Here is a 21,001-nt window from a genome sequence, read left to right on the forward strand (position 1 = left end):
TAGCTCAAATTGTTTTGCTGGCATCAATTTTGATGTCCAAAATTTTGTTTCGTTCACTAACGAAGTTAGCTAGTAAAAACTATATTGATTACGTTTTGCTTGTTCAGTTTTCAAGGTTCATTTATTTTCGCTTGTTTTCAGCGACTTTATTATCATAACTTGTATTCAACAAGAAGTCAACAACTTTTTAATTTCTTTTTTCATGTCGTCCTTCTTGTTAAGGACAAGTAATAATATATAATATAGCAATATAAAAATCAAGCTTTTTTCTTAAAAAACTTTAAAATCTTTTTATCATCCACTACAAACAGTAGAATCCCTGCTATTACAATGCATCCACCAATGATTTGTGTAGCGATTAAATACTCTTTAAAAATAATAAAAGCTAATACGGCCGCTCCAATTGGTTCAAATAATATAGCAATTGATACAACATTCGTACTAACATATTTAATAGACCAATTAAATAAAGTATGACCTAATAAATTAGGGACAATTGCCAATAAAATAAACCACATCCAATCCATAGACGAATACGGACCGAATGATTCCCCCTTTAATAAAACATAGAAAAACAATGTAATCGTACTTACTGCGTAAACAATCATTGTATAAGTCACAAGTGATAATCGCTTTCGTACATCTTGCCCAAATAGTAAGTATATTGTAATAAGTGCACAAGCAATTAATGCAAGCATATCCCCATAGAAAGCAGATCCACTTAGTTTAAAATCACCCCAGCTTATTAACACACTGCCAACAATGGCAATAGCCCCCGCGAAAATAGTTTTCACAGTAATTGCCTCTTTAAAGAAAAAGTATGTACCTACAAACGCAAAAAGTGGTTGAAGTGTCACAAGCACAGTTGAGCTTGCAACAGATGTGTAATTTAGTGACTCAAACCACAAAATAAAGTGAAAAGCTAAAAAAACACCCGCTATAGAAGAAAAACACCAATCACGAATAGATAGCTGTTTTAATTCATTGGTATATTTCCAAAAAAATAGTGGTGCCATAATTATGACAGAAAACAACATACGATAAAAAGCAATAACACCAGCATCCGCAGTTGCTAATTTCACAAAAATAGCAGATAAAGATACTGATATAACACCTATGAAAATTGGAATATATGGATGAATCTTCGGTTCACTCATTGAATCCACCTCCATAAAAAAACTTATACTTCATTACTTGCGTGATGTACAATACAAAAAAGTAATGTACATATAATAATGACAGCTTGCATATCTCTTAGCAATACGAAATAACAATGGAGGGTTGCGTTTGGAAACATTATTGGAGAATATGATTACATATGAAGTTGGAATAAAATTAGTGATTGCAGCCACATTAAGTTTAGTAATCGGTATTGAAAGGGAATTAAAAAAGAAACCTGTTGGATTAAAAACAAGTTTAGTGATTGCTACATTTAGTTGCTTACTAACTATTATTTCTATCGAGACTGCATACTCAACACCTCCAAGGGGAGATATAAACATTACAATGGATCCCCTTCGTTTAGCAGCACAAGTAGTTAGTGGCATCGGATTTCTTGGGGCAGGTGTCATTTTAAGACGCGGTAATGATAGCATTTCTGGTTTAACGACTGCAGCTATGATCTGGGGAGCTGCTGGCATTGGGATTGCTGTTGGCGCAGGCTTTTATATGGATGCAACACTAGCTGTTATTATCATTGTTTTTGGCATCGAAGTGTTATCTCCTTTTCTTATGAAAATTGGACCAAAACGAATTCGGATGCGAGAAGTATCATTAAAGGTTCAGATTGATAATGATGACCATACAGAATCATTTCTTCTTTTTTTAAAGGAAAACAACATTGTAATTGAAAATATTCGTATTAAAGATATACCAATGGCGAATAATCAAGTATTACACGAATTAGATTTCCGTTTATCGTTAATTGTCTCAGATAACTTACTGTCGTTTTATCGTTCATTACGTACCTTACCTTATATTGAAAAAATAGAAATGGAAATTTTAAACTAGTTGGAGGACTCTATGACAGAAATATTAAAACTATTAAAAGACGGTAATAAACCCTCCCTTATGGCTGCATTTGTAAACACCTTTTTAGGAATCATTAAAGGGATTGCTTTTTTCTTCACAGGCAATGTGGCTATGTTTGCCGAAATGATGCATTCCCTTGGTGATGCTGCAAACCAATTTTTCGTCTATATCGGCTCCGCCCTTTCGAAAAAAGCACCTACAAAGCAATTCCCAGGAGGCTTTGGTCGAATTGTTAATCTTGTATGCTTATTCGCCGTAATCATTGTAGCCATCCTATCTTATGAGACGATTAAGGAAGGCTGGCATCATTTTATGCATCCTTCAGGTGAATCGAAAGGAATGTTTATTGCACTTGGTGTGTTGTTTATTGGGATTGTATTAGAAGGTACGGTTCTTGCAAAAGCAGCAGTCGAGGTGCTACATGAGGCTGGACAAGAAAAGGCTGGCCTAGCTTCTATTGCAAAAGCATTTACGTATTTAAAACGTGCAAAACCTGCCACTAAATTAGTATTTATGGAAGATTTAGTAGCTACTGGTGGTAACGTTTTAGCCTTTGCCGCCATCTTAATTGCACATTTTACTGGTTGGGCGAGAATTGAAGGACTTGTGTCAATTATTATTGGCTGTATGATGTTTTATGTAGTTGGCAAGGTATTCCTAGATAACGCACGTGGTGTTATCGGTGAAACGGATGAGGAAATGCTGAATCATATTGCTCACCTTGTAATGGATAACCCAAATATTAAAGATATCGTTCGTTTAGAAGTGATTAAAGAAGGAGAATTTCTACATGTAGAGCTTGTGGCAGAAGCAGACCCGAATTTATCCCTTGCTTATTTAGATGATGTACGTGACCATTTAACAGAAGTACTTCTAAGTCAAAAAGGCGTATCAAAAGTAGCCATTTTATTTGATGAGGATGATGGTAGATTAAATTGGCAACATGTTGGAGAACGACCTACAAAAGAACAATAAACAAATAGCCAATTGCCAACGTTAGGCAGTTGGCTATTTAGTATAAGAATACGTACAAAGTTCTATCATTGACAAAAGCATTCAACCTTCTATGAGACAATTACATAATCCGTAATCATAAAAGTTAATAGCATTCTTAAACAGATCATTTTTTGTATGCCATCCTGTTGAATTATAATTTTTGAGAATTCTAATGTAGCCAGACGATTGGCTAAATCAAATTCTTCAGCATTTGTTAACGGCTCTCCGTCTGGACGACAACCTAAAACAAAATTACCCGCATAGGAATCTTTTAGTACATTCGGATGCATCGATTTATAATGCACTTCGGTAATGGCATCTTCATCATTCATAAGATTATGCGCTACTAGATAGTGCTTCAAAGCCCCTTTTAAATCAATTGCAATCGCCGTTTCAGCTAAAATCGTTCGATAATATACTAGCACGATTTCAGCATCTTCTAAATTCGGCATTACCTCTAGCATTATTTCTCCAGAAGGATGAACGTAAAGTTGCACAATCGCTTCCCTTTGACCATCAGTTAATGTGATCGTCGTTTGTCCATATCGCATGCTTTTAAAAAATATACGATTGTCGACTACATATCCTGCGGCAATTTGATCATTGTCCATTCGTAACGCAGTCGCTTCAATTCCTAATACTTCGATACAATTTTTCAGTTCGTAAATATTCGGCTGAAAAAAATGACTCTCACAGTGCATCGTAATATGATTTTCAATCAATTGTTTTAACATTCTCTCTACATCCCCTGTCAATTCAAAAATGATTACATTCATTTTAAAAAAATTACCTAAACAAATTCTGAACAATTTTGACAATTAACCCAAATAATAGACAGGCGTTTGTAATTGATTTTATGTAATGAGTAAAATAAAAAAGATGTATCAAAAGTGATAACCTCACTTTTCGATACATCTTTTACTGTCACACTATAACCTAACGTGCATTTTGTAAAATTGTACGTACATCTTTTTCCTGCAACTTATTGAAGTTGCCAAAAGGTCCGTTTTCCATGGCATGTTCAACAATTTGATCGAATTTAGCATCGTCAATATCATAATCGGCTAAACGATTAGGTGCACCTAAAGATGTCCAAAATGCCGATAGACGATCAATCCCCTCATGGGCAACTTCCTCGGTTGTCTTTCCAGTTGCATCAACACCAAAGACACGTGTCGCAATACCCGCAAAGCGCTTAGGATTAACCGATACGTTTAGACGCATCCAATGTGGTTGCAAAATTGCTAAACCACCCGCATGCGGGATATCATAAATGGCAGATACGGCATGTTCAATATTGTGCGAAGCCCAATCCCCTTGGGAACCAATTGATAAAAAGCCATTTAAACCAATTGTTCCTGCTAGTAAAATCGTTTCACGTAATGTCACATTCTCTAAATCTTCGATAAGTTTAGGGGCCGTGCTAATTACTGTTCGTAATACACCTTCACACATTTCATCAGTAATGGGTGTATTGGTCGCATTATGGAAGTATTGTTCAAAGACATGGGACATCATATCCACTATACCGTAAACTGTATGATTTTTCGGCACAGTCACTGTGTATGCTGGATTTAAAATAGAAAACTTAGGGAAGACAGCTGGGCTACCCCAACTAAATTTTTCTTCCGTTGAAGCGTTCGTAATGACCGAACCAGAATTCATTTCAGAGCCTGTTGCAGCTAAGGTTAACACTGTTCCTAACGGTAGTGCATCTTTCACAATAAATTTTCTTTTAACAATATCCCATGCGTCCCCGTCATATTTTGCCCCGGCTACTATTAATTTGGAGCAGTCAATAACAGAACCACCACCAACAGCGAGCACAAGGTCAATCCCTTCTTTTTTACAAATCTCTATGCCTAGACGAGCTGTCTCTACACGTGGATTTGGCTCAACACCGCTCAATTCAAAAATGGACTTACCCGCTTCTTGTAATTTCTCAATGACAGCATTATATACACCATTCTTTTTAATGCTACCCCCGCCATAAACAACTAGCACCTTCTGTCCGAACTGCGCTAATTCTTTCGGTAATTTTTCCAACGCATCTTCACCAAAATGTAACTTCACTGGATTATAAAATGTAAATGAATTCATGGAAATCGCCCCTTTCTAGTTGGATTTTCTCATATTTCTAGAGTAGAAAGCAAAGATTTAAGCACCATTATACGCGCGCGCAATAATCCACATATGCCCTATGTATTTTTTCAGGCACAGGCACAACTCATTCATCTTGTAATCTACTGACAAACCAAAAAAGTCGTCGTAACAAGTTTTGTTAAGTTTAACTTTCGTAATGGCACACAGCTTCATTCTATACAAAAAAGGGTCGCTCCAAATTGGAGACGACCCTTTTCGATAGATTAAACCCAACCGCGGAAGCGTGATGCTTCTGCAGTACGACGCACACCAACCATATATGCAGCTAAGCGCATATTGATGTTACGTGTAGTGGCTGTTGTATAAACATTTTCAAATGCTTCAACCATTTTTTTGTACAGGCGTTCTTCTACTTCTTCTTCTGTCCAGTAATAACCTTGGTTATTTTGTACCCACTCGAAGTAAGATACTGTAACACCACCTGCAGATGCTAATACATCAGGTACAAGTAAAATGCCACGCTCTGTTAAAATTTTTGTCGCTTCTGCTGTCGTTGGACCATTTGCTGCTTCTACGACAATGTTTGCTTTAATATTATGCGCATTGTCAGCAGTAATTTGGTTTTCAATTGCGGCAGGAACTAAAATATCACAATCAAGCTCTAAAAGATCTTTATTTGAAATTGTGTTTTCGAATAATGTTGTTACAGTTCCGAAGCTATCACGACGATCTAATAAGTAGTCGATATCTAAACCTTCAGGATCATGAAGAGCACCATATGCATCTGAAATACCAATTACTTTGGCACCTAAATCATTCATGAATTTAGCTAAGAAGCTACCTGCGTTACCAAATCCTTGAATAACAACGCGAGCACCTTTAATATCAATACCACGTTTTTTCGCAGCTTCTTCAATAACGATTGTTACACCTTGAGCAGTTGCACGATCGCGACCTTGAGAACCACCAAGTACAAGTGGCTTACCTGTGATGAACCCTGGAGAGTTGAATTCGTCCATACGGCTATATTCATCCATCATCCATGCCATAATTTGTGCATTTGTAAATACGTCTGGCGCAGGAATATCTTTTGTTGGTCCCACGATTTGACTTACCGCACGTACATAACCACGGCTTAGACGTTCAATCTCACCCATTGACATTTGACGTGGGTCACAGATGACACCGCCTTTACCTCCGCCATATGGTAGATCAACGATTCCACATTTCAATGTCATCCACATTGAAAGCGCTTTAACTTCCTCTTCTGAAACAGCTGGGTGGAAACGCACGCCACCTTTTGTTGGTCCTACTGCATCATTGTGCTGAGCACGGTAACCAGTAAATACTTTTGTCGTACCATCATCCATTTTAACTGGAATGCGTACTTGTAGCATACGAAGCGGTTCTTTCAGTAATTCATACATTGCTTCGTCATAGCCTAGTTTATTAAGAGCATCTTGAATAACATCTTGAGTTGATGTGAACAGATTTAAGTTTTCAGACATATTAAATCGCCTCTTTGTTTTTATAATGATAGTATATCGGCATCATTGTAACACACTTCCGAAATAAAATGTGAACATTTTGTTAAAGTTTAAATACTTTTTCAATTTGAGCAATTGACCAATCTAAATCTTCTTGAGAAATAACTAATGGTGGTGCAAAACGAATAACTGTATCATGTGTTTCTTTACATAATAAGCCTAATTCTTTTAACTTTTCACAATATGGACGCGCTGCCTCTGTTAATTCCATACCGATAAATAAACCACGACCACGAACTTCCTTAATGATTGGGTTGTTAATTTCACGTAATTTCCCTTTGAAATATTCACCTAGTTCTTGTGAACGCTCTGCTAATTTTTCATCTAATAAAACTTTAATAGATGCGATAGAAACAGCACAAGCTAAAGGGTTCCCTCCGAAAGTTGAACCATGAGAACCCGGGTTGAAGACACCTAAAATATCACGATTTGCAGCTACACAAGAAATTGGGAATACACCGCCGCCTAATGCTTTTCCTAAAATGTACATATCAGGCTCTACTTCTTCCCAATCACAAGCAAACATTTTACCTGTACGAGCTAATCCTGCTTGAATTTCATCTGCAATAAATAACACATTGTTTTCACGGCATAGTTCACGAGCTGCTTTTAAGAAACCTTCTGGTGGTATAACGATACCAGCTTCCCCTTGAATTGGCTCAAGTAAAAATGCTGCTGTATTTGGTGTAATTGCAGCTTTTAACGCTTCTAAATTACCATAATCTACAAGTTTAATGTTAGGTAACATCGGTCCAAAACCGCGGCGATATTCTTCATCAGACGATAAAGATACAGCTAGCATCGTACGCCCGTGGAAGTTTCCATTACAAGCGATTAGTTCTGCTTTGCCTTCTTCAACACCTTTTACATCATAAGCCCAACGACGAGCTGCTTTAAATGCAGTTTCCACTGCTTCTGCACCCGTATTCATAGGTAAAACCATTTGTTTATTTGTTAATTTTCCTACAAGCTCATACCATTCACCTAAGTTTTCACTGTAAAATGCACGAGAAGTTAATGTTACTTTATCAGCTTGTTCTTTTAATGCAGCAATAATTTTTGGATGACGATGTCCCTGATTTACTGCAGAATATGCTGATAACATATCTAAGTATTTGTTTCCTTCTGGATCTTTAACCCAAGCACCTTCAGCCTCTGCAATAACGATTGGCAGTGGATGATAGTTTGCAGCACCATAATTTTGTGTTTGTTCAATAACTTGTTGTGATTTTGTCATAAAGCACTCTCCCTACTAACTCATAATAAAAATCTATGAAAGATAAGACTGCCTAGTAGAGCTGAAAAAGGACTATATAATAGAAACAAAAAATATTTGTTGACCTTCATATGGTTAAATCGCGCACCTCGTAGGATTTATTTTCTACGAGGTGTGCTAATTTTTTCTACTTACTAGAACAGTCTATCTTTGAACATGTGGTGTCGTCCCACATTAAAATCAGTAAAAATTAAAGCATTTCTGAAGTTGTTTTTGCTTGCATATGAAGTTGTAGGTAGTCTGGGCCACCAGCTTTTGAGTCAGTACCAGACATGTTGAAACCACCAAATGGTTGGTAACCAACGATAGCACCTGTACAACCACGGTTGAAGTATAAGTTACCAACGTGGAAATCTTCACGCGCTTTTTCTAGGTTCATACGATTATTTGTAATAACCGCACCTGTTAAGCCGTATTCTGTGTCGTTTGCAATTTCAATCGCTTCATCGAAATCTTTTGCTTTTGCAATTGCTACAACTGGTCCGAAAATTTCTTCTTTCATGATGCGAGCAGAAGGATCTACGTCTGCAAACACTGTTGGGTTGATGAAGTAACCAACAGAATCATCTGCTGTACCACCTGCTACAAGGCGTCCTTCTTTTTTCCCGATTTCAATGTATTCAGTAATTTTATTGAAAGCTGCTTGGTCGATTACTGTTGCCATGAAGTTGCTGTTGTCAGCTGGGTCACCGATTGTTAATTCATTAGTAAGCTCTGCTACACGGTTCACTACTGTGTCATAAACATCTTCTACGATAACAGCACGAGAGCATGCTGAACATTTTTGACCTGAGAAGCCGAAAGCTGATTTTACAATTGATTGTGCTGCAAGCTCTAAGTCTGCTTCTTTATCGACTACAATTGTATCTTTACCGCCCATTTCAGCGATAACGCGTTTAATCCAAATTTGACCTTCGTTATGTGTTGCTGCACGTTGGTTAATACGTAAACCAACATCACGAGAACCAGTGAAGCTGATAAAGCGCGTTTTCGGATGATCAACTAAGTAATCACCAACTTCTGCACCAGAACCTGGTACGTAGTTAACAGCACCTGCTGGTAATCCTGCTTCTTCTAAAACTTCGATAAATTTATATGCAACAACTGGTGTAGTTGAAGCTGGCTTTAATAATACTGTATTCCCTGTTACTAAAGCTGCTACTGTAGTACCAGCCATAATTGCGAATGGGAAGTTCCATGGTGAAATAACGATACCGATTCCTAATGGGATGTAATCATAACGGTTGTATTCGCCTGGGCGACTTTCTACTGGTTGGCCGTCTTTAATACGTAACATTTGGCGACCATAGTATTCTAAGAAGTCAATTGCTTCTGCTGTATCTGCATCCGCTTCATTCCAAGGTTTACCTGCTTCTTTTGTCAATAATGCTGAAAACTCATGTTTACGACGACGGATAATTGCCGCTGCTTTGAATAACACATCAGCGCGAATCGCTGGGTCTACTTTTTTCCATGTTTTAAATGTTTCGTCAGCAACTTGCATTGCTTTTTCAGCTAATTCTCTGCTTGCTTTTGAAACGCGACCAATCACCTGTGTTTTTTTAGCTGGGTTATATGAAACGATTTTATCTTCTGTAGTAATGCGCTCTCCACCAATAATTAATGGATAGTCTTGACCTAAATAACTTTCAACTTTATTTAATGCCTCTAAATATGCGTTGTAATTTGCCTCTTGAGAAAAATCTGTAAATGGTTCATGTTTGTATGGAATCATACTATATCCTCCTTTTGTGAGCTGTAAATATTTAGTATGCAAAAACTATTGACGCAAAATATTTTTGCGTATAAAATATTCTTACACTTATTATAATGCAAAATTTCGTTGCATATTTCAAGTAAAAAATTTTGAGGTGCACATTTTATGAATAATTCTGAACCATTACTACCCTTTTATGAGTTTATTGCAACTAATGTATCCGTTGGTATACATGCGATTGACGTAACGGGTAAAACAATTATCTATAATTCAAAAATGAAAGAAATCGAAGGATTTCATTTTGATGAATTAGCAGATCGTTCAATTATTGAATTGTTTTCCTTCCGTCAACATGAAAGTACTTTAATGCGGGTGTTACAAACCGGTTTACAAGAAATGAATGTGAAACAAACCTATTGGAATAAAAACGGCCATGAAATTACAACCATTAATGATACATTCCCTCTTTTTAAAAATAATCAATTGATTGGTGCGATTGAATTCGCACGTGATATCACATCTTTAGAAAAATTAGTCTATCAGCCGCTACGACGATATGGTGAACCTTTAACTTTTGATATGATTACAGCAGTATCTGAAGCAATGCAACAAGTTATTGTCAACGCTAAAAAAGCAGCGGCGGTAAAATTACCTGTTTTACTTATCGGTGAATCTGGTACAGGCAAAGATTTAGTTGCAGAAGGTATTCATCATGCAGCTTCTACTGATCCTGAAGCCTTTGTTACATTATTTAGTCGACGTTCGGCAAAATCAGTGCTCGATAAGGTGCAGGAACTTTTACAAGATGATAAAGCCTATACTTTTTTCTTCGAACGTATTGATTTTTTAAGTCTTCCTATTCAGGAACAGTTACTTGAGTTATTACAGTCATTACCACCATCCAAATATATGCTAATCGGTAGTGTCGGCAGTGACCCAATTACACTTATTGCAGAAAATAAGCTGTCTAAATCTCTCTATTATTTCTTTGCAACAATGTCCATTACTATTCCAAATTTAACAGATCGCAAAGAAGATATTTTACCGTTCGTGGCAGATTATTTTAGTCGTCATCGTGAGCGATTTGCGTCAAATGTGGCAGAACTTGCACCGGATGTCCAAGCATTATTCTTACAATATGATTGGCCAGGAAACTTAAAGGAACTCGAACTATTGCTAGATGAAATCGTTTCGTTTATGACAACAGAATCAACCGTTACGTTTGATTTACTACCTGTTCATTTTCGATTTAAAGTGCAAAGCCAAGACACATCTGACCATGAACCTGAATTTTTCATGTTCCACCAGCAAAACGATGTCATGCCTCTCGATGCTTATTTACGAGAAGCCGAATCCTATTATGTGCAAAATGTCTTAAATCTATATGAAGGCAATATAACAAAGGCTGCTGGTGCTCTCGGTATGAGCCGACAAAACCTGCAATATCGCATACGGAAGATGAAAAAGGGCTAAATCATAAAAAATAAAAAACGAGGATGCCTTCACATGAAAGCATCCTCGTTTTTTAATGTCCTGACTGTTCGATCCAGTCCTGTAATTTATCTTTTAAGGAATTAAAACCATTCGCGTCGGATTCATCCACTCGATCCTGTAATGATTTTCGGGGTGGTGCGTCTTTTTTTCTTGCTGCTGGGCGCTCTTGTAAGGCACGAATCGATAAACTAATTTTTTCGGCCGCTTCATCGATTTCAAGTACCTTGACTTCAACCTCTTGCCCAACTGATAAAAACTCACTGACGTCTTTTACAAAGCCGTACGTAATTTCAGAAATATGCACGAGCCCTTGTGTATCGTCATCAAGTGCTACAAATGCACCGTACGGTTGAATACCTGTAACTTTTCCGGTCAATACGTCTCCTAATTCATATTTTTTTGCCATAACCTTTGCCCACTTTCTATATGTTTGCTACGTATATATCACGATAAATTATAACATACGTCAATAAGTGGGGCAAAAAATCATCCCATCAATCCATGATTGCTGTGATACGATAATTACCTTCCTCTGATTTTGAAAACTTGATGAGGAACTGCCTTCCGTACTTTTCCTGACTGCCTATAGCAACACGAGCAGCGACGGTAGGAAAAATTCCATTATATTCGCCTAGCTGACTAAAAACATCAAGACTCTGTATCGTTTGTAACATACTTGCATCCACTTCGGCATCTGGTGTTAATAAAGCATTTTGCACTGCCTTATCGTCAATGGTCACAGCATATAAGTAAAGTGAGGCAATATTGATTGGGTGTAGTTGATTGATGATTGCTTCATCATTATTGTTTTTATATTGTTCATATATTCCTTTTATTTGTGCAATACGAGACTCATTCATATCGACAACATTAAAGTCACTGTCGTTAATAGTACCTGCTGTTTCTTGCCGTGTCTGTAAAAGTATTGTCCAGATATCATAAGGTTCCAGTTGTGATAATGTAGCGGAGTGCTGCATTTGCTGTAATTCTCCTAAAATAGTAGCAGCGGTCTTTTGCATTACTTCACCATACTTTCCACTAGCTACTTCCTCTAAAAATTTCATATAGTCCTGATGAGGTTGCCCGTCATTTGCTATGGCAGGATATTGTTTTGTACCTAGCAATAATACCACCCACGTATTTTTATAGGTTTCTTCTAAAAGCTTGTAATCAAGAGAACTAGCATTTACATCTGCAAGTAATGTACGTTCCATTATTTTAAGTGAGCGCGCCGTTTCTTCTCGCGTATATCGTAAGTCATCTGCCAATAATAAGTAACCCATTTTTAAATATTCGAAATACCCGAAAACGTCCGGATGTAATTGGTTGATATACTGCGGAGCAAATTCCCCATTGATTGGATTTGCTTTAAAATAAAACACGCCATTTCCATCCGTTTTCAACTCCATATATTGATTATTTGCCGCTTCAATAATAGCTTGTAAATTAGATGGATATTGTTTTACATCATCTTTTTCTTTTAATTGCTGTTGGTAAGGCTCAAGAAGCTTGCTATAAAAACGCTCCAATTCCTCTACGGAAATAACGTAGTTACTATAAACGGCAAACGATTCCTCAAAACTTAAATTTCTAAAAGTTTCTATCTTTTCTACCGCCCGCTTAGGAGTCATTAAACGATTCATTATATTTTCTTCCATAATTTCCACATAGTTTTCATCCGTTAATTTCAAATGCAAATTAGTCGTAAGATAAAAATCTAACATTGAATTTGCGTTTTTAATAAAATCAAAGGCTTCTAGCTCATCTTTGGTCACTTTTAATTCCTTTCTAATATCCTCCTTTTTACTATTAAATTTTTTCGTTAGGTAATCTGCTATCTCTTCCTCAACTGCCTTTTCAACAGGCACATCTTGTGTTACTTCACTGTGTGTATTTTCCTGTTGATTCAATGTATAAAACGATACTAAGAGACCAATTAGCAACACACTTGCAACGCTTGCTATCCATACTGCTGGATTCTGCCATTTTACGGCTTGATTTTGTTGTGCGGTAATCGATTGCTTAGGCAGTGCTTCTTCTTTTTCTTCTTCGATTTGCTTGAAAACATTATCGGGATTTAATTGAGGTTCCATTCGGTCGTATGATTTTTTCAACAGTGCCATGCGCTTGTCAAATTGTTGATCATCCATTCTCAACACTCCCTTCCTGTGTCAAAGCTACTTTAAGTTTTTCTTTTGCCCGCAATATGCGTACTTTGACAGTGGATAACGAAATGCCAAGTACCTCGGCAATTTCCTCATACTTCAACTCATGAAAATAATACAAGACGAGCGGATAGCGATATTTTTCATCAAGTGCTTGAATGCTATGATGCAATACACGGTCTTCCTCAAAATTAAGGACATGCTTTTCAGCTGAAGGACTTGGGACTTGTCGCTGCGCGCTTAACAGCTCCTCCTTTGCTTGTTCACGTCGCTCTTTTCGATAATAATCACGGGTAGCATTAAGTGTGACTTTATAAAGCCATGTCGTAAATCGATCCTGCTTGAATTGATGTAAAAAACGGTATAGCTTGACAAAAACTTCTTGTGAAACATCCGCTAAATCACTACTATGTACGCCACATTGAAAGGCAAATTTTTCAACTGTTCGCTGATGGATGCGAATTAGTTCAATATAAGCTTCTTTATCACCTTGTTGTGCTCGCTCGATTAATTCCGGTTCATTCACTCGTTATCCCTCCTTTTCTATGTAACGACCTGTTCTTCCTAATTGTTACAATTTCAATTGTAACTGGCTAGCTTGAGAAAATCGCTAGAATTGATAGTAAATCATGCATTTCGTTTAAAGAATTCTACTTGTAGTAAGACGTTGGGGCGTAAAAAGTATTTATAATCAATTTTCAGAAATTTGCCTTGTGTTATGCCATATTTGCGGTAAAATAGAACTTTAGTATAAGGAGGCTTTATTTTCGTGTCATCTAGAGATCAATTTTCAACAAAAATTGGATTTATTTTAGCTGCTGCTGGTAGCGCCATAGGATTAGGCGCTATCTGGAAATTCCCCTATATGGCGGGAACCAACGGCGGAAGTGTATTTATTTTATTATTTATTTTATGTACATTTTTCATCGGTTTGCCGGTGTTAATTGCAGAATTTATGATTGGACGTCGTGGGCAAAAGGATGCTGTAACATCGTTCAAACAACAAGCCCCAGGAAAACCATGGTTTTTAATAGGATGGGGCGGCATGATTATTGCGGGTTTAATACTATCCTTCTATAGTGTAGTAGGTGGTTGGATTTTAAGTTATTTAGGACGTTCATTAACGTTTCAATTAACGAGCGATGGTCATAAAGGGAATTATGCTGATTTGTTTGGCAATATTATCTCTAGCCCATTTGAAGCGGTACTTGTGCAAGGGTTATTTTTACTGTTAACGATTGCTATCGTATCTGGAGGTATTAAAGGTGGGATTGAAAAAGCAAGTACGTGGATGATGCCACTACTATTTATTTTCTTTATTGTGTTAGTAATCCGTTCCTTAACACTTGATGGTGCAATGGAAGGCGTAAAATTTATGTTTGTACCTGACTGGTCTTACTTAAATGCTGAAACATTTTTAAAAGCGCTTGGACAAGCATTCTTCTCCTTAAGTGTTGGTATAGCTGTTATGATTACGTACGCATCGTATCTCCCTAAAACCGAAAAAATCGGTAATTCAGCCATTAATGTAGCATCTATGAATATTATTATTTCGCTTCTTGCAGGTTTAGTTATTTTCCCAGCTGTATTCGCGCTAGGCTATACACCCGACCAAGGGCCAGGGCTTGTTTTTATTATCTTACCTGCTGTTTTTGAGCAATTGCCACTTGGGGGCCTATTCTTAACGATTTTCTTTATTCTTTTACTGTTTGCTACAGTGACTTCTTCGATTTCAATGTTAGAAATTGTAGTAGCTATCGCCATTGGAGACAAACCCGACAAGCGTAAAAAAATCGCATGGATTGGTGGACTTATTATTTTCATCTTCGGAATTCCGAGTGCCCTATCTTTCGGTATTCTATCAGATGTCAAAATATTAGATCGTTCCATTTTTGATTTTGTAGACTTTATTACAAATAGTGTCGGCATGCCAATCGGTGCCTTACTGATTTCTATTTTTGCAGGCTATTATTATACAAAGGATATTTCTCGTAAAGAGCTTGCTTCCTCAAGTCTACTGTTTAACACTTGGTATATTTTAATTCGTTATGTGTCACCTATTGCGATTTTGCTTATTTTTATCCAAGGTATTTTGCCGTTATTTCAATAAGAAAGTGAGGTTGTCTAAAAACAGAAGACAACCTCACTTTTATAAGGAAGCAGCTTTCGTGCAATCATTTGCACACAAACCTTTCCAATAAAAAAACACTATATGTCGATTTAAATAATACATTTTGCTTCAAACTTAATAGCCAGTAGTTTATATGAAATGGCAACACAATCTTCAATTGGAATCCACTGTTCAAACGAGTGCTCGTAAGTTTCTTGAATGACCTTCGCAAGAGCAGATGGGTCATCAATACTTTGTAGTGCTGCAACAACATCTGCTGTTTCTGTATCATAATGCTCAGCACCTAAGTGGAAAGGATCCCACTCTGCTAGCAGATGCACGGCTGTTCGATTCATTTTTATATTATCCAAAATACTCACCTATTATCCTTTAATCTTAATAGGTATGATACCATAGTAAAAAAAAAAGAAAAGAGGGATTTGCTTGTCGATTTTCGATCAAACTTTAAATCGTCGTTGTACTAACTCAGTAAAATGGGACGCAATGGAGAAAATTTATGGATTAAGCGATACAACAGAAATATTACCAATGTGGATAGCGGACATGGACTTTGCTCCACCTTCTGCAGTTGCAGCAGCACTGCAAAAACATGCTAAAGAGGCGATTTTTGGCTATAGCTATGTAGGCGAAGAAGCAAAACAAGCGATTGTAGATTGGCAAAAAAGCCGATACAATTGGCACATTGAGCAAGAAGCCATTTCTTTCAGCCACGGTGTCGTATCAGCTTTGGCAAATATTTTGACTGCACTGACTCAACAAGGCGATAAAGTGCTTATTTCTACTCCCGTCTATCCGCCATTTTTTAATATCCCTAAAAGTAATGGCCGTGAAGTGGTTACTTGCCCTTTAGTCGCGCAAGATGGAACATTTGTCTATGATTTTGAGGCTTTTGAACAGGCACTTGCCCAAAACGTTAAAGCATACATATTGTGTAACCCACATAATCCAGGAGGCTATGTATGGGACGAAGCTACATTAAAAGAAATTATTCGTTTATGTGCAAAATATGATGTACTCATTATTTCAGACGAAATTCATGCTGATTTAATGTTAGATGGTGCACAACATACTCCGCTTGCAAAACTAGCAGGAGATGAAATTAATCGTATTATTACCTGTATGGCACCGACTAAAACATTTAATCTTGCAGGAATTCAAGTTGCTTATATTATTACGACTGATAAGAAAAAGCAGGTGCTTTTAGAGGCGGTTAATATGGCTTGCGGGCAAGGTTCATTGAATAGCTTTGCTCCTGTAGCACTGCAAGCAGCCTACACAGAAGGATTACCATGGCTAGAAGAGTTACTTCTTTATATTTCCAATAATATGAATTATGCTATAGCCGAGTTAACGCAATTGCCAGGCATACACATTGCAAAGCCTCAAGGTACGTACTTATTGTGGATTGATTGCCGCCAACTAGGTATCAATGAAAAAGAATTAATGCAACGTTTGCTTGAAGTTGGAAAACTTGCACTAGAACCTGGTTCAAAATATGGTGAAGAAGGCCGTGGCTTCCTGCGTATGAATGTAGCTTGCTCATTTGATACGGTAAAAGATGCCGTTGCTCGTTTTAAGCTCGCATTGTCATAGTGCCAGTCACTCACACAATTGTGAATTTTCAAGCTATGGCTTACACTGTGCCTGCTGTCGGGATGTATATAAAAAGACTATAGACTAACTCGGGAAATCTCAAGTTTGTCTATAGTCGGAGGCACTCTTTTGCAGAGTGCTTTTTTTAATTGTGTCTATTGTTGGTGCTGTTTCTCTCAGCTAAAATACGTGCTTCGATTTCCTTAGATTTTAATTCCTGCTTTTTAGAAATTTTACGGAAAATCATAAATACGCCTATACATAAAATAAGCATAATTAAAAATTCAAAAGCTGCTGGAATATACGCTGATTTATCTTCTGGGAAATATAAAAATTGATACATCAAATGTTCCATATTTTCTACACGTCCTTACAATAATTATTCAAAAACTGTAATTGACTCGATTTTCACATCTTCAACAGGTTTATCACGGAAGTCTTTTTCTACTTCAGCAATTTTATCAACGATATCCATACCTTCTACAACATGACCAAATACAGAATGTTTATGGTCTAACCATGGTGTTCCACCATTTTGTGCATATGCCTCAATAATTTCTTCTGGGAAACCAGCACCTTGTAATTGACGAAGCATATCACTTGGAAGATGCTTCATTTGTACGATAAAGAATTGAGAACCATTTGTGTTTGGACCAGCATTTGCCATTGATAATGCACCACGTAAGTTAAATAATTCATCAGAAAACTCATCTTCAAATGAGTTACCCCAAATTGACTCTCCACCCATACCTGTACCAGTAGGGTCACCGCCTTGAATCATAAAATCTTGAATAACACGGTGGAAAATAATACCATCATAATAACCTGATTTTGCATGCCCTAAGAAGTTTTCAACTGTTTTTGGTGCTTGTTTTGGGAACAATTTAATTTTTAATGCACCTAACGTTGTTTTCATTTCTACTAGTACTTCGCCTTCTTGTACTTCAGTTGTTAATTGTGGAAACATTGGAGTCTCTCCTTTAAATGTAAATTTCAGTTTCAACGAAAATGATTATACCTTATCATTTCTGACCTCATATTAGTCTAACATACTTCCTAGCTGTTTTCTCCATCAAAGTATTGACGAATTTTGCAATTTTACAATCGTTTAGTCAATTATGTTTGTGAAAATCTAGAAACTTCTGTGTAGTAACAATGGTAGTATAACCCAAAATCATGTTGGAATGACAGACGACCTCAAGGCAATTGTTATTTTGTAATTTAGTATTGTGTAAATAGGTCTGAACGAGTATTTGGAATACATCCAAAATATGCTATTCTGATGAAAGACTTATTTTCAAAGTTGGAGGCATATATGAAAAAAGTTTTTGGTTTTATTATTGTAACGCTATGTTTACCTACCATTTGGTGGATTGGTACAAATATACGAGCAGAGCTGAGTACAGCACAAGCCCACGAACAACAAATTCAGAAGAAAATTGAGGTTCCCGAAGTACAGGTACAGCTTCCTGTCACATTAGTTGATCAGAACGGCCAAACCTTTAGTGAGGAATATGTCGAATGGCGACAACCTTTAACTTTACAAGAAATTCCACAAATTGCCCAGGAAATTTTTATTGCTAGTGAGGATGCAGACTTTTATAATCATGTCGGCTTCGATCTTAGCGCTATCCTACGCGCGGTTGTTGCTAACTCAAACACCAATTCAGCTTCACAAGGAGGCAGTACCATTACCCAACAGCTTGTTCGTATGCGTTATTTATCTGATGAAAAAACATACGAAAGAAAACTAACAGAGCTATTTTATGCCTATGAACTTGAAAAGAAATACGATAAAGATGCCATTTTAACGATGTATTTAAATGAATCCTATTTTAGCAATCAAGTTTATGGAATAGGTAGTGCAGCAAGCTATTATTTTCAAAAACCTATCCAAGAATTATCGATTGCACAGATAGCGTTTATTTCAGCTATCCCTAACAATCCTTCTCTTTATAACCCTTTAAAACATTTTGATGATACCAAGGCAAGACAAGAACGTCTACTTGATACACTCGCGACAAGTGGTGTTATTACAAAAGAAGATGCAGTTACGTTTAAAGCAGAACCAATCACTTTAAATGTTAAGAACAAGGTACAAAGCTATCCAATGTATAGTACTTACGTTCTTCAAGAGTTACGCTGGCTAGTAGCCGAGAAGGAAGGCTATACAGATCGACTGCTCAACACGCAAAGTGAAGAAGAAAAGAAAACTATTCAAGCACAACTAGACAATCGACTTAATACTTTATATCAGAATGGTTTAACTATTTATACTGCACTGGATCCAACTAAACAGAATCATGATGAAGAGCGCATAACTGCTATTTTAGGCAATGGCCAATTACAGGCGGCGGGTGCTGTTATTAACAATTCATCTCGTGAAGTCGTCAGCCTCTATGCTGGAAAAAATTATGAAAAGTTTGATTATCATCGAGCCTATCAAGGTCCGCGACAGCCAGGGTCAGCCTTTAAGCCACTTGCTGTCTATGCACCCTATTTTGAAACAACAACTCATACGCCAGACTCCATTGTCAATGGTGGGCGCTATTGTGTCGGTTCTTTTTGTCCTCAAAATTATGGAGGATATAACTACGGTGATGTGACAATTCATACAGCATTCCGGAATAGTTACAATACGTCCGCTCTTCGCATTTTTAACGCTGTAGGGGTAGATACAGCTTTCAGTTATCTTGATCGCTTCCATTTCCGTTCCATGGTGGCAAAGGATCATACTTACGCTGCTTCATTAGGTGGATTAACATATGGCGTCACTGCTCTTGAACTTGCAGATGCCTATACAAGCTTTATCGATGGCTCTTATGTGCTAGCCCACAGTATTCGAAAAGTAACAGCTAATGATGGCACTGAGCTATATAGTTGGGACAAGGCACGTGACCAGATTTGGTCGCCTAAAACCGTAAAATATATGCGTGGGCTGCTTGCAGAAGTTGTCTCAAATGGTACGGGGCAAGGGGTTTATAGCAATAGTAGCTATGTTGGGGCTAAAACAGGTACGACAAATGATTACCGTGATTATTGGCTAGCTGGTTTAAATGACCAATATACCGCTGCCGTGTGGCTTGGCTATGATAAACCACAGCCAATGGAAAAACTAGAAGCGTACAAAATTCATCACAAACTCTTTAATGTTTTACTAGAGTAACTTTCTATTAGTGTATCAGCGCCAATTGTTTCGGTGAATTGTTTCGGTGACTGGCACTAGCATAAAAACCCACTTTGTTTTCTGCAGGCACATCATCAGCCTTCGCAGGAGTCAAAGTGGGTTTTTACTTAGAAAAAATTTAGAATTGTTTGGGTGACTGGCACTTTATTTGGCAAATGGGAGACTTGCTAGTACGCCGTTGTACAATTTTAAAATGACATAAACTAATAACGAGAATAGTAATGTCCACATGAAAAGCTCAAATATAAGTAATCCAATTGTTCCACCCATAGACATATAAAGGCTCATTTTATAAATACGATAAATAAAATATATAAAGACCGTTAATACAAAAATAGCTGCCAATACATAGATAGATTGAATTGCAAAGGCAGAACACATTGCACCAATAAATAAAATGACGTAGCCTCCACGTGCTTGACTCACAGCAGCCCCTTCATTGTCCTTCGAAAAAAACAACATTCCTAGTTCATGAATTGTTTCACCAACTAGTTTGAGTGCTGAAAAAGCCATAAAAAAGATAAGCGCAAACACAATGAGTAACAATACACGTAATTCAAAATCTGATAAAAATTCTCGCATTCCAGAATAAACACCGATTGCTTGAAACAACTGTAATGCTTCACCTACGGCATACATGCCGAACGTTAAACTAAATAATAAAATTGTAATTAATGGTAAATAACCATATATGTAAGGGTTCCTCATAAAAAATTTTTTTCCTCTGTTTTTTTTTGATAACTTCCTATTTATAATATAGC

19 protein-coding genes are annotated in these 21,001 nt (G+C 37.1%); 6 read left to right on the forward strand and 13 right to left on the reverse strand.

Features of this window, described 5'->3' with window-relative positions:
- Positions 1-257: 257 nt before the first annotated feature.
- Positions 258-1,157: a DMT family transporter gene (locus tag FC748_RS17450; protein ID WP_108030971.1), complete on the reverse strand. Its 900-nt coding sequence runs from the start codon at positions 1,155-1,157 to the stop codon at positions 258-260.
- A 130-nt stretch (positions 1,158-1,287) separates the two neighbouring features.
- Between FC748_RS17450 and FC748_RS17455 the strand changes: the two genes are divergently transcribed.
- On the forward strand, positions 1,288-2,010 hold the full coding sequence (locus FC748_RS17455; RefSeq protein WP_024364890.1) for an MgtC/SapB family protein: 723 nt from the start codon (positions 1,288-1,290) through the stop codon (positions 2,008-2,010).
- 12 nt (positions 2,011-2,022) lie between these two features.
- Positions 2,023-3,006, forward strand: coding sequence for a cation diffusion facilitator family transporter (locus FC748_RS17460; RefSeq protein ID WP_108030972.1), 984 nt, complete (start codon positions 2,023-2,025; stop codon positions 3,004-3,006).
- 89 nt (positions 3,007-3,095) lie between these two features.
- Here the strand turns inward: FC748_RS17460 and FC748_RS17465 are convergent, their stop codons facing one another.
- From FC748_RS17465 to pruA, 5 genes are all read right to left on the reverse strand, one after another.
- Positions 3,096-3,761, reverse strand: coding sequence for a hypothetical protein (locus FC748_RS17465; protein ID WP_108030973.1), 666 nt, complete (start codon positions 3,759-3,761; stop codon positions 3,096-3,098).
- 202 nt (positions 3,762-3,963) lie between these two features.
- Complete coding sequence (locus FC748_RS17470) at positions 3,964-5,127, reverse strand: iron-containing alcohol dehydrogenase (RefSeq protein WP_108030974.1); 1,164 nt, start codon at positions 5,125-5,127, stop codon at positions 3,964-3,966.
- A 266-nt stretch (positions 5,128-5,393) separates the two neighbouring features.
- Positions 5,394-6,638, reverse strand: a complete 1,245-nt coding sequence (locus tag FC748_RS17475) for a Glu/Leu/Phe/Val family dehydrogenase (protein ID WP_024364887.1) — start codon at positions 6,636-6,638, stop codon at positions 5,394-5,396.
- 82 nt (positions 6,639-6,720) lie between these two features.
- Complete coding sequence (locus FC748_RS17480; protein ID WP_024364886.1) at positions 6,721-7,914, reverse strand: ornithine--oxo-acid transaminase; 1,194 nt, start codon at positions 7,912-7,914, stop codon at positions 6,721-6,723.
- A gap of 229 nt (positions 7,915-8,143) precedes the next feature.
- Entirely contained in the window at positions 8,144-9,688 is a 1,545-nt protein-coding gene (gene pruA / locus FC748_RS17485; protein ID WP_024364885.1) for an L-glutamate gamma-semialdehyde dehydrogenase, read from the reverse strand.
- Positions 9,689-9,835: 147 nt separating this feature from the next.
- On the opposite strand from pruA, the gene FC748_RS17490 reads away from it, so the two are divergent.
- The gene (locus FC748_RS17490) at positions 9,836-11,143 is read left to right on the forward strand and encodes a sigma-54-dependent Fis family transcriptional regulator (RefSeq protein ID WP_024364884.1); all 1,308 of its coding nucleotides are present in this window, start codon (positions 9,836-9,838) and stop codon (positions 11,141-11,143) included.
- 52 nt (positions 11,144-11,195) lie between these two features.
- On the opposite strand, the gene yugI is transcribed toward FC748_RS17490, so the two are convergent.
- The 3 genes from yugI to FC748_RS17505 form a co-directional block, all read right to left on the reverse strand.
- Positions 11,196-11,570 (reverse strand): S1 domain-containing post-transcriptional regulator GSP13, encoded by a 375-nt coding sequence (gene yugI / locus FC748_RS17495; protein ID WP_024364883.1) that lies wholly within the window; start codon positions 11,568-11,570, stop codon positions 11,196-11,198.
- A gap of 88 nt (positions 11,571-11,658) precedes the next feature.
- Positions 11,659-13,314, reverse strand: coding sequence for a hypothetical protein (locus FC748_RS17500; protein ID WP_108030975.1), 1,656 nt, complete (start codon positions 13,312-13,314; stop codon positions 11,659-11,661).
- On the reverse strand, positions 13,307-13,855 hold the full coding sequence (locus tag FC748_RS17505) for an RNA polymerase sigma factor (RefSeq protein WP_024364881.1): 549 nt from the start codon (positions 13,853-13,855) through the stop codon (positions 13,307-13,309). The genes FC748_RS17500 and FC748_RS17505 overlap by 8 nt, the downstream gene beginning before the upstream one ends.
- 243 nt (positions 13,856-14,098) lie before the next feature.
- Here FC748_RS17505 and FC748_RS17510 point away from each other — a divergent pair, with 243 nt between their 5' ends.
- Positions 14,099-15,439, forward strand: a complete 1,341-nt coding sequence (locus tag FC748_RS17510) for a sodium-dependent transporter (protein ID WP_108030976.1) — start codon at positions 14,099-14,101, stop codon at positions 15,437-15,439.
- 110 nt (positions 15,440-15,549) lie between these two features.
- Here FC748_RS17510 and FC748_RS17515 read toward each other — a convergent pair whose 3' ends face one another.
- Positions 15,550-15,810: a DUF1871 family protein gene (locus FC748_RS17515; protein ID WP_024364879.1), complete on the reverse strand. Its 261-nt coding sequence runs from the start codon at positions 15,808-15,810 to the stop codon at positions 15,550-15,552.
- Between the two features lie 73 nt (positions 15,811-15,883).
- On the opposite strand from FC748_RS17515, the gene FC748_RS17520 reads away from it, so the two are divergent.
- The gene (locus FC748_RS17520) at positions 15,884-17,053 is read left to right on the forward strand and encodes a MalY/PatB family protein (protein ID WP_108030977.1); all 1,170 of its coding nucleotides are present in this window, start codon (positions 15,884-15,886) and stop codon (positions 17,051-17,053) included.
- Between the two features lie 145 nt (positions 17,054-17,198).
- On the opposite strand, the gene FC748_RS17525 is transcribed toward FC748_RS17520, so the two are convergent.
- Both FC748_RS17525 and FC748_RS17530 read right to left on the reverse strand, forming a co-directional pair.
- Positions 17,199-17,408, reverse strand: a complete 210-nt coding sequence (locus tag FC748_RS17525; protein WP_025220379.1) for a hypothetical protein — start codon at positions 17,406-17,408, stop codon at positions 17,199-17,201.
- Positions 17,409-17,432: 24 nt separating this feature from the next.
- Entirely contained in the window at positions 17,433-18,020 is a 588-nt protein-coding gene (locus FC748_RS17530; RefSeq protein WP_024364876.1) for a peptidylprolyl isomerase, read from the reverse strand.
- Positions 18,021-18,368: 348 nt separating this feature from the next.
- Here FC748_RS17530 and FC748_RS17535 point away from each other — a divergent pair, with 348 nt between their 5' ends.
- Positions 18,369-20,219 (forward strand): transglycosylase domain-containing protein, encoded by a 1,851-nt coding sequence (locus FC748_RS17535; protein ID WP_108030978.1) that lies wholly within the window; start codon positions 18,369-18,371, stop codon positions 20,217-20,219.
- Positions 20,220-20,384: 165 nt separating this feature from the next.
- Here the strand turns inward: FC748_RS17535 and FC748_RS17540 are convergent, their stop codons facing one another.
- Positions 20,385-20,948, reverse strand: a complete 564-nt coding sequence (locus FC748_RS17540) for a DUF5366 family protein (RefSeq protein WP_108030979.1) — start codon at positions 20,946-20,948, stop codon at positions 20,385-20,387.
- Positions 20,949-21,001: the final 53 nt, after the last annotated feature.

Origin of the sequence: Lysinibacillus sphaericus (assembly GCF_005217585.1) — a bacterium.
In the GTDB taxonomy this organism is placed as follows: domain Bacteria; phylum Bacillota; class Bacilli; order Bacillales_A; family Planococcaceae; genus Lysinibacillus; species Lysinibacillus sphaericus.

Coding starts and splice junctions, on each gene's coding strand:
- FC748_RS17460 (WP_108030972.1), top strand. CDS start 2,023: ATGACAGAAATATTAAAACTATTAAAAGACGGTAATAAACCCTCCCTT.
- FC748_RS17450 (WP_108030971.1), bottom strand. CDS start 1,157: ATGAGTGAACCGAAGATTCATCCATATATTCCAATTTTCATAGGTGTT.
- FC748_RS17500 (WP_108030975.1), bottom strand. CDS start 13,314: ATGGATGATCAACAATTTGACAAGCGCATGGCACTGTTGAAAAAATCA.
- FC748_RS17470 (WP_108030974.1), bottom strand. CDS start 5,127: ATGAATTCATTTACATTTTATAATCCAGTGAAGTTACATTTTGGTGAA.
- yugI (WP_024364883.1), bottom strand. CDS start 11,570: ATGGCAAAAAAATATGAATTAGGAGACGTATTGACCGGAAAAGTTACA.
- FC748_RS17465 (WP_108030973.1), bottom strand. CDS start 3,761: ATGTTAAAACAATTGATTGAAAATCATATTACGATGCACTGTGAGAGT.
- FC748_RS17475 (WP_024364887.1), bottom strand. CDS start 6,638: ATGTCTGAAAACTTAAATCTGTTCACATCAACTCAAGATGTTATTCAA.
- FC748_RS17535 (WP_108030978.1), top strand. CDS start 18,369: ATGAAAAAAGTTTTTGGTTTTATTATTGTAACGCTATGTTTACCTACC.
- FC748_RS17480 (WP_024364886.1), bottom strand. CDS start 7,914: ATGACAAAATCACAACAAGTTATTGAACAAACACAAAATTATGGTGCT.
- pruA (WP_024364885.1), bottom strand. CDS start 9,688: ATGATTCCATACAAACATGAACCATTTACAGATTTTTCTCAAGAGGCA.
- FC748_RS17490 (WP_024364884.1), top strand. CDS start 9,836: ATGAATAATTCTGAACCATTACTACCCTTTTATGAGTTTATTGCAACT.
- FC748_RS17530 (WP_024364876.1), bottom strand. CDS start 18,020: ATGTTTCCACAATTAACAACTGAAGTACAAGAAGGCGAAGTACTAGTA.
- FC748_RS17540 (WP_108030979.1), bottom strand. CDS start 20,948: ATGAGGAACCCTTACATATATGGTTATTTACCATTAATTACAATTTTA.
- FC748_RS17525 (WP_025220379.1), bottom strand. CDS start 17,408: ATGGAACATTTGATGTATCAATTTTTATATTTCCCAGAAGATAAATCA.